General features: G+C 40.3%; 7 protein-coding genes and 2 pseudogenes. 3 read left to right on the top strand and 6 right to left on the bottom strand.

Annotated elements, in window-relative coordinates:
* Positions 1-265: 265 nt before the first annotated feature.
* Positions 266-1564 (bottom strand): diaminopimelate decarboxylase, encoded by a 1299-nt coding sequence (lysA, locus tag JCM10991_RS00900; RefSeq protein WP_025020284.1) that lies wholly within the window; start codon positions 1562-1564, stop codon positions 266-268.
* A 59-nt stretch (positions 1565-1623) separates the two neighbouring features.
* A pseudogene (thmT, locus tag JCM10991_RS00895) lies at positions 1624-1815 on the bottom strand (2-hydroxymuconate tautomerase); the annotation flags it as partial.
* Between the two features lie 144 nt (positions 1816-1959).
* Between thmT and JCM10991_RS12035 the strand changes: the two are divergent.
* The 3 genes and pseudogenes from JCM10991_RS12035 (at position 1960) to JCM10991_RS00880 (ending at position 5151) form a co-directional block, all read left to right on the top strand.
* Positions 1960-3386 (top strand): annotated as a pseudogene (locus JCM10991_RS12035) (C69 family dipeptidase).
* Between the two features lie 12 nt (positions 3387-3398).
* A complete protein-coding gene (locus JCM10991_RS00885; RefSeq protein WP_023858847.1) occupies positions 3399-4190 on the top strand; it encodes a hypothetical protein in 792 nt (263 codons plus the stop codon).
* A gap of 133 nt (positions 4191-4323) precedes the next feature.
* The gene (locus JCM10991_RS00880) at positions 4324-5151 is read left to right on the top strand and encodes a site-specific integrase (protein WP_023858848.1); all 828 of its coding nucleotides are present in this window, start codon (positions 4324-4326) and stop codon (positions 5149-5151) included.
* Between the two features lie 15 nt (positions 5152-5166).
* On the opposite strand, the gene JCM10991_RS00875 is transcribed toward JCM10991_RS00880, so the two are convergent.
* The 4 genes from JCM10991_RS00875 to rpsA all read right to left on the bottom strand — a co-directional run bounded on the left by JCM10991_RS00875 (position 5167) and on the right by rpsA (position 9530).
* Positions 5167-6432: a tetratricopeptide repeat protein gene (locus tag JCM10991_RS00875; RefSeq protein ID WP_025020283.1), complete on the bottom strand. Its 1266-nt coding sequence runs from the start codon at positions 6430-6432 to the stop codon at positions 5167-5169.
* A 66-nt stretch (positions 6433-6498) separates the two neighbouring features.
* Entirely contained in the window at positions 6499-6774 is a 276-nt protein-coding gene (gene hbs, locus JCM10991_RS00870; protein WP_023858850.1) for a non-specific DNA-binding protein Hbs, read from the bottom strand.
* Positions 6775-6945: 171 nt separating this feature from the next.
* Positions 6946-8256: a ribosome biogenesis GTPase Der gene (gene der / locus JCM10991_RS00865; protein ID WP_023858851.1), complete on the bottom strand. Its 1311-nt coding sequence runs from the start codon at positions 8254-8256 to the stop codon at positions 6946-6948.
* Between the two features lie 98 nt (positions 8257-8354).
* Complete coding sequence (rpsA, locus tag JCM10991_RS00860) at positions 8355-9530, bottom strand: 30S ribosomal protein S1 (RefSeq protein WP_023858852.1); 1176 nt, start codon at positions 9528-9530, stop codon at positions 8355-8357.
* Positions 9531-9550 lie beyond the last annotated feature (20 nt).

Raw genomic sequence — 9550 nt, 5'->3', positions numbered from 1 at the left:
TCGCCGTCTTGCGACAACTTCTATATCATAACCTTAACAAACAAAACTGTCAAGAATTAATTTTAAATATTTTTATCTAAACTGCTCAAATAACTTTTAAAATTGTACCAAATTCAATTAATTGAGTTAAACAATTAAAAATTGATACCTGAATCAGCAACAATTAATATCATACTTGCTTTTACCAAAATCGTCAAGAACTTTCTCGAATTTTTTTCAAAACTAAACAAAAAATCTTTAGGTCTTTCCTAAAGATTTCTCGCTTTTATTCTTCTGGTAAAATTTCGTAAGCTAACATATCCGCGAAAGTTTCACGTCGAACCACCAATTGTGACTTACCATTTTCACAAAAGACTACGGCTGGACGACCATTACGATTATAATTAGAAGCCATCGTGTAACCATAAGCCCCCGTTGACGGAATCGCTAAGATGTCACCTGGTTGCGTGTTTGGTAAAGGACAGTCTTTAACCAGGATATCACCAGACTCACAGTACTTCCCAACTACAGTAACAATTTGTTCATTTAAGGCTTGTGGAGCTTTGGCCAAGAAAGCTTCGTACTTTGCTTGGTATAAAGCTGGACGAATGTTGTCTCCCATCCCGCCATCCACGGCTAAGAAGTGACAAACCCCATCGACATCTTTACGTGAACCGACTGTATATAAGGTTGTGGCTGCTTCACCTGCTACGGCCCGCCCCGGTTCTATCCAGATTTCTGGCATAGCTAAACCTTGACGTTGCGTTTCATCCTTAACCGCCCCTAAAATATCGTGAGAAAACTGTTCTGTATCAATTACTTGATCTTGGTCAGTGTAGCGAATCCCAAATCCCCCACCAATATTCAGTTCCTTAGTCACGAAGCCCAGTTCATCTTGCCACTGTTTCATCATTTGAACCATCTTCTTAACAGCCATTACAAAGCCAGCTGTTCCAAAAATCTGGGAGCCAATATGGCAATGCAACCCTTCAACTTCAATACGTGGATTGGCTATTAACATTTCCAAAGCTTTCCGTGCTTGACCAGAAATAATATCAAAACCAAATTTGGAGTTCGCTTGTCCAGTGGAAATATAGGAGTGGGTTTCCGCTTCAACCCCGGGAGTAATACGTAATTGAACTTTCATAGTCGTGTGATGTTTCCGCAAAATCTTATCTAAAAATCTAATTTCTTGGAAGTTATCAATAACAATACGACCAATTTTTTCTTCAACCGCCATTTCTAATTCTTCTGGTGTTTTATTGTTACCGTGAAATTCAATCATTTCTGCAGGCATCCCACCTTTTAAGGCAGCATAAAGTTCCCCACCAGAAACCACGTCACAACCAACCCCTTCATTAGCAACCAAACGATACATGGCCAGCGCCGAAAAGGCTTTACTTGCATATGAAACGTGAAAAGGCACCCCAGCTTTAACAAAGGCCTTTTTGAAGTCACGTAATTGTTGTTTAATCGCTGTCACATCATAGGCAATGACAGGTGTTTGGTATTCTTGTGCTAGTTGTAAGGCGTCCACACCACCGATTGTTAGATGTCCAGCCTCATTTGTTGGTACTTTTAACACGTTCTTTCATCCCTTCTTTTAAAAAATAAAGAAGCCAGAAAACCCAGCTTCTTTTCCCACTATTTTTCGTCACTCTTTAAGACGCCACCTACAGCGTAGCGATCTTTTTTCATTTCATTTAAAATAACGTGGACATGTTCAGCTGGGGCACCAGTATTCGCAGTGACCGCTTTAGTTACATCTTCCACCAAGTGTTTCAATTGGTCTTGTGAACGACCTTCGATTAATTCAATATGAACAAGTGGCATAACCCGACTCCTCTTTTCTTCTTACTATATTGCTATCATTATAAACAAGATATAATCAAAAGGCAATAAATTATTAACCTTTCCCCTAAATTTTTAACGGATTTTTTGTTAGAATAAATAAGTGAAAAATAAGAAAAGAGGATTTACATGACAGTAACAAAACAAGAACTTTCAGCTTGCACCAGTATTTTAATTGGGAAAAAAGCCTCTATTGACGGTTCAACAATAATTGGACGCAATGAAGATGCTAAAAGCGCTTGGCCAAAACACTTGGTGATTCACCCGCGGACTAAAATCCCTAATCATACTTTTACTTCCAACGATACCGGTTTAAAGCTTAACCTTCCTGAAGTCGCCTATAAATATAGCGCGACACCTGAATGGACTGATAAATTCGGTTTATTTGAAGAAGATGGTATTAATGAGTATGGCGTAGCATGTCAGCAACCGAATCAGCTTACGCCAACCAAAGGGTTCTCGGTGCTGATCCGTTCGTAACTGGAGGTATAAGCGAAGAAGCCATGGTGACCGTTGTTTTGCCTTACGTCAAAACCGCCCGCCAAGGAATTTTACGTTTAGGACAAATCATCCAAGAACACGGAACAAGCGAAGCTAATGGAATTTTATTTGCGGACCAAGACGAAGTTTGGTACATGGAAGTTGGTTCTGGCCATTACTGGGTCGCCCAACGCATTCCCGACGATGCTTATGCCGTCGTAGCTAATCAATTAGCAATTCAAGAAATCGACTTTGAAGATCCCGACAACTTCTTGTTTGCTCCGGGGATTCAAGAATTTGTAGCTCAAAACCACTTAAACCCTCACCCTAATGGTTTTAACTTCCGCCAAATTTTTGGAACTCAAACTTTAAGCGATGAGATTTATAGCACTCCTCGGGTTTGGTATGGTCAAAAAATGTTCAACCCTGAAATTAGTCAAGACCCAATGAGCGAAGAACTCCCCTTTATACGCAAAGCCTCTCGACTTTTAGATTTAAAAGATGCTACTGACTTTCTGAGCTCCCACTATCAAGGGACAGAATATGATCCTGTCGGTCAAGGCAGCTCCACCCAAAAACACAAGTTCCGACCTATTTCTTTAGCCAAAACCCAAGAGGCTCATGTTTTACAAATTCGGCCCAACTTACCACCAGCAATTGCTGGTATCCAATGGTTAGCTATGGGAGTCGCAGCGCAAAGCGTTTTTGTTCCTATTTATCCTGGAGCAAGTGACGTTCATCCAGCTTACAAGATAGGGCAAGAAGAATACCAACCAGATTCTGCTTACTGGATCTACAAACACGTCGGGGTCTTAGCTGACGCTCACTACCACGAATTCATGCCTTTAGTCAAAGAAGTGCAAGAAAAATTAAATATTTACTACCGTTATGAAGTTCATGCCAGCGACATACAAGCTCTTAAACTTGAAGGACAAGATCTAACCAATTTTTTAACTGAAAAAAACATTACGTGGCAAGCTAAGGGAATTGAGGCTTACCAACAATTGTCCCATAAATTAATTACCTTAGCCACCGATAAATCACCTTTAAATTTCAAAACTGACGCCAACTTATAGGAGTGTTAACCAATGAATATACAAACCTATCCCACCGGGGTCTTACTCCCTGATTTAGGCTTAGACACTTTAGGACAAACCACGATTTTAACTCACCTTAGTCAAAGCAACCTCGATCTTTTGACCAAATATCCTGACCATGACTTTTACCTCAGTCTTGATTTATTCATGCTATTACAAAAAATGACACGCTTAGGTATCTTAGCTACCTATCCATCAAATATGAAAACTTTACCCTTGGGTTATCCCACTACCATCGGACCTTATACGGTAACTGCCTTAGCTAGTGATAATGGCTATCTTGGAGCCATTGCCCTTATCTTGGAAAAAGATGGTCAAAAAATTGGTTACCTCCCTAGCTTTTTACCACAAGGTATCCACAAAACGCGCATTAAAAAATTAAAAAAGCACTTAAACGCCGCACAACTAGATATACTCTTAATTGCTCAAAGTATGGCCACTGAGCAACCCGCCCTAAACTATAAACAACTAACCAAGTATTTTACTACGCAACTGGCAACAGCGTCTTCCTTTGCGGCATATCCCTACAGTCCCGAGCTCTTATTGAGACTTGATGACCTAGCTCAAAAACAAGGTCACCCCCTAAACTGGCAACCTGACTTCCAGGCATACCTCCAGGCTTTTGACCTTTATCACGATTTTTCATCGGTTGGACAGTTAGAACAAGTTAGCCAAGCGGACTTAACCTTAGGTTACGATTTAAATCTTACCGCCACTATGACACCGGCCGAACTCAGAGAAGTCGTCCACGTAATTGCCGCCCAAAAAACTATTTACTTTTAGAAGAGGAATCACTAACATTCCAAGACGAATGTCAGTAATTCCTTTTTATTATCACAAAACACTTCTTCCTCATCATTAGCTGATGAAATGTGTTATACTAAAGTTAACATAACTAATCAGGAGGTCTATTACTATGGATTACCCTTATCAAGAACAATTCGAACGTTATCTAAAAGATGTTAAAAAACTCAAAGATTCAACCATTGCCGATTTCTATAATGACTTAACCGACTTTTTTAATTACGAATCCCACTTTAATCGTACCTACCAAGAAATTGGACTGGTCAAAGTCCTCAGCGAAAATGACGTTCGTGACTATCTCGAAATGCTATCAATTAAGCGTGAATATAAAAATACCACCTATAATAAGGTGCTCTCTCATCTAAATATTTACTTCATTTTCCTTTTCACCATTAAAGCCTCAGCGGACTTACCAACCATTAATATTCACGGCAAAAAACGTTCTACTGAACTCGCCGTCCCCCTTAATTGGACCGATGATTTGGAAACTTATCTAGCCGACGAAAGACTTACCGACTATACACGCCTAATTATGTTGCTAACTGCACGATTTTATTCCGTCAAAGAAATGATGGCAGAAGGTTTCTATCGCGTCTTAGAACATGAAGACTTCACCCCTAGTCAAGCCACTTTTTATCAAGATTTTCGTCAAAGACAAGCAACCATGCGCTTGCGTCAAGCCTGTGATGACCTCTTTTTGAAGCAACACATCCGACCTGATGCCCCACGTTTAACCATCTATGCCCTGCATAAATATCTTAACAAAGATACTGCAACTTTAGGATTTAAGCCTGCCCCCCGTGAAATGTTACAAGCTGCGGTCATGAACTTTATCATCCAAAATCAAAGCTTAAGTGATACCCAATTGATGAATATTATGCATCTTCCTCCTCAATCCTTAGCTTACTATCGTAATTTAATCCTCAAAAAAATGCGCTGAGATTCAGCGCATTTTTTAGTAGAAATCATTTAATTGATCAGCCAATTCAATCATTTCGGCATCATTTTCATTATCCTGTAAGAATAAGTTCACACATTCGCGTGCTAATTGCCGTTCCCCTGCATTTCTAAAGAAGTAAGCCGCATCCCGTAAGTAATCAGGATTAGATTCCAAAACGGGCTTAGCAGCAACATAGTTCTCCACTGCTCTTTCATAGTCATCTAAACGTGCGTATGATTGTCCCAAATTCCAGTAAATTTGAGCATCAATTTCATCATTCTTCAGATAAGTGGTCAAAAAGTCGATGTTTTCTTGGTCCTTTTGGTTAGTAAGGTAAAGATTACTTAATTCCAGGACTAGAGTTAGGTTATCAGGATCTTGTTCCAGAGCTTCTTGAATATATTTTTCCGCCTTTTGCGGTTGACCCAAAGCTGTCGCATAGCGGGCCGCTAATTGGTATAACAGGACATTATATTCATCGACTGCTAAACCTTCCTGTACCGTAATCAAGGCATCGGCATAATCACCGTGTTTTGCTTGCAGTTCAGCTAAGGCCGGATAAGTCGTCGCATAATCCGCCTTTTCTTCCTTCAACTTAGTGTAGTTTTTGATAGCCTCTTCTTCTTGACCTAATTGTGCTTGGGTAAAGGCCAATTGGAAACGCGTATCGGCATCCAAATCTTCTTCGTGAATCTGTTCTAAGTAAGCCAAAGCTTTTTCAAACTTTCCAGCTAAAGCATAGGCCATCCCTAAGCGTTGCACTAAGTTCACCCGGGAATAGTTGATAACTCCAGACTTGATTAAGTCTAGGTAGTATTCCGCCGCTTGTGGGTATTTCTTCATATTGAAATATAGCTCTGCCAAGGCGAATTGAATTACTTCTTCATCAGGCGCTAAGCGATAAGCTTCTAAGAGTTTTTGCTCACTGACTTCAAACATCGCTTGGGTTTGGTACAAGTCAGCTGCTACTAAAAGGCTAGAAATATATGCCGGTGAGTCTGGACTAATGTCTGCTAGATAATTCAAAGCTTCTCCATCTTGACCATCATTAATGGCAATATCTGCCAAAGCAGTTTTCAAATCATCTTCATTCGGAAAATCCGCTAAGAGCTTTTGGTAGGCACGTTTGGCCATATCATTCAAACCTAAAGCATAGAGTTCTTCTGCCATAGAATAGACCATTTCAGGACTATCCTTACGTAGAGACCAAATAAATTTTTTCTTGGCTAAATCCAAGTCACCATCACTGAGGGCTTGGAGCATTTCTTCTGCAAATGTCATGTTATCTTCCTTTTCTTTTCCAGCAAAAAGACCGAGACAAAGTCCCGGTCTTTGTGTTAAACAAGCTTATTTAACAGCATCCTTTAAAGCTTTACCTGGCTTGAATGCAGGAACCTTGCTTGCAGGAATTTGAATTTCTTCACCTGTTTGTGGGTTACGACCCTTACGAGCAGCACGGTCACGTACTTCGAAGTTACCGAAGCCGATTAATTGTACCTTTTCACCTTCTGCTAAAAAGTCTTGAATTGAACCAAAAACTGCGTCAACTGCAACAGTTGCGTCCTTCTTAGTCAAACCTGTCTTTTCTGCAACAGTATCGATTAATTGTGCTTTGTTTGCCATGTGTAATTTCACCTCCTCTAAAGAGATCGACTGCCAAAGACAGCCTTGCTTACCTGATGCTACAGGTAAAAACAATGACTCACAAAATCATTGCTCACTTAATAAAATACCATATAAAGCTTGATATAGCAAGCTTTTTGCCCCGAATTTTTGCTCAGCTTCAGGGATTTTTTACTTTCTTCTTCTTTCAATTAAGTGAATTGGCGTTCCTTCAAAATCAAAGGCTGCTCGGATTTGATTTTCTAAGAAACGTTCATAAGAAAAGTGCATCAAATCCGGATCATTAACGAAAATTACGAAAGTTGGTGGCTTAACCGCTACTTGGGTTCCATAGTAAACCCGTAGTCGCTTACCATTGTCAGTTGGCGTTGGGTTGTGAGCAATAGCATCCATTAAGACATCGTTTAAGACCGCAGAAGAAATCCGTTGTGAGTGGTTTTCATTAACCTTCTTAATCATCGTTGGCAAGCGGTCTAATCTTTGTTTAGTTTTAGCTGATACAAAGACAATTGGCGCATAGGAAAGATATTGGAATTCTTGACGAATCAAATTTTCGAAATCCTTCATGGTCTTATTGTCCTTTTTCAGAGTATCCCACTTATTAACCACGATAATAATGCCTCGCCCGGCCTCATGGGCGTAGCCCGCCACGTGCTTATCTTGCTCCCGAATTCCTTCTTCAGCGTTTAATACCACACAAACCACATCAGAACGATCAATCGCTTGCATAGCTCGTAAAACAGAATATTTTTCAGTACTTTCGTAAACCTTACCTTTTTTCCGAATCCCAGCCGTATCAATCATAGTGTATTCATCACCGGTTTCTGTGACAAACTTGGTATCAATCGCATCACGGGTCGTCCCTTCAATATTGGAAACAATCACCCGATTTTCTCCTAGAATGGCATTAACCAAAGAAGACTTACCTACATTCGGCCGACCTATAAAGGAGAACTTGATAGAGCCATCTTCTTCATCAGTAATTTTTTCCGGGAAATTCTGGCAAATCAAGTCTAATAAATCCCCGGTTCCAATTCCATGAGTCCCAGAAATTGGGAGTGGATCACCGAAACCCAAAGCGTAGAAATCATAGATTTCCGCCCGCATTTCCGGATTATCAACTTTATTAACGGCTAAAATTACAGGTTTATCTGTTTGATATAAAATCCGTGCAACTTTTTCATCGGCGTCTGTTACCCCTTCACGTCCAGATGTTACGAAAACAATGACATCCGCTTCATCAATCGCAATTTGGGCTTGTTCCGTAATTTGGGTTACAAACGGTTCGTTCCCCATATCAATCCCACCGGTATCAATCAAATTAAATTTTTGTCCCATCCATTCTGAACTAGTATAGATTCGATCCCGAGTAACCCCTGGCGTATCTTCCACAATTGAGATTCTTTCACCGGCAATCCGGTTGAAAATAGTTGATTTCCCAACATTAGGACGTCCAACAATCGCCACAATTGGTTTTGCCATATCCTTACCTCTTTTCTTAAATCAGTTCTTTTTTATCATTTTTCAGCAAAAACTGACCCAAAAGTATGACTTTTGGGTCAGTTTCAAAGTTGACTAACTTAGTCTTGTTTTAATTGGTCACCAATTACATCACCTAAAGTGAACCCAGTTTCTTCTTCTGGAACTTCAACTTTTTCAGGTGCTGGAGCTACTTCTTTCTTTTCAGCAACTGGCTTTTCTTGTAAAGCCTTGATTGATAATGCTAAACGGTGAGCAGCAACATCAACACTTAAAACCTTAACTTGTACAGTTTCACCAGAATTCAATACTTCGTTTGGTGTTGCAATGTGCTTGTGTGAAATTTGTGAAATGTGCACTAAACCTTCTACTCCAGGGAAAACTTCAACAAAGGCCCCGAAAGTAGTTAAACGTTTAACAGTACCTTCTAAAACATCACCTTCGGCAACTTCTTGGGCAACCTTGTCCCATGGTTGTGGTAATGTTTGCTTGATTGACAATGAAATGCGGTCACGTTCTTCGTCAACAGCTAAAACTTTAACGTTAACTTCTTGACCGACCTTCAAAGCATCGGCAGGTTTGTCAATCCGTTCGAAGGAAATTTCTGAAACGTGAACTAAACCATCAACACCACCCAAGTCAACAAAAGCACCAAAGTTAGTTAAACGAGCAACCTTACCTTCGACAACATCGCCGACAACAAGTTTGTCCATAACTTCCTTCTTCTTAGCTTCACGTTCTTGTGCAACTAATTCTTTACGTGAAAGAATCAAACGGTTTTCGCTTGGTTCAATTTCAACAATCTTAAATTCTAATGTTTGACCCTTGAATTGCTTCAAGTCTTCTACGAAGCGGTCGGAAACCATCGAAGCTGGTACGAAGCCGCGTACGCCTGCATCAACAACTAAACCACCCTTAACAATTTGGTTAACTGGGGCTGTAATTGTTTCGCCTGCTTCAAATTTCTTTTCGATGTCTTCCCAAACTTTGCGTTCAGCAAGGCGACGTTGTGACAAGAGGTAGCTACCGCCTTCTTTGTCAGAACCGATTTTAGAAACCACCACTAAATCAAGCACGTCACCAACTGATAATTCAGCATCGTTGCTCAATTCACGCGCAGGAACTACACCTTCAACACCGGCGTTTTCAATTCCAACGATCACTTGACGGTCATCATCAAAGGCTAAAACTTCCCCTTTGACAACGTCACCAACTTTAACATCTTGTACGCTGTTTAAAGCTTCCAATAAATCCTTGTTTGCTTCTGTTTCACTCATGGACTATGTCCTCCTTAACG

The organism is Ligilactobacillus equi DSM 15833 = JCM 10991, assembly GCF_000615765.1.
Classification (GTDB): Bacteria; Bacillota; Bacilli; order Lactobacillales; family Lactobacillaceae; genus Ligilactobacillus; species Ligilactobacillus equi.
The sequence above is the reverse complement of the archived record's forward strand: the minus strand, read 5'-3'. Positions and strand labels throughout refer to the sequence as shown.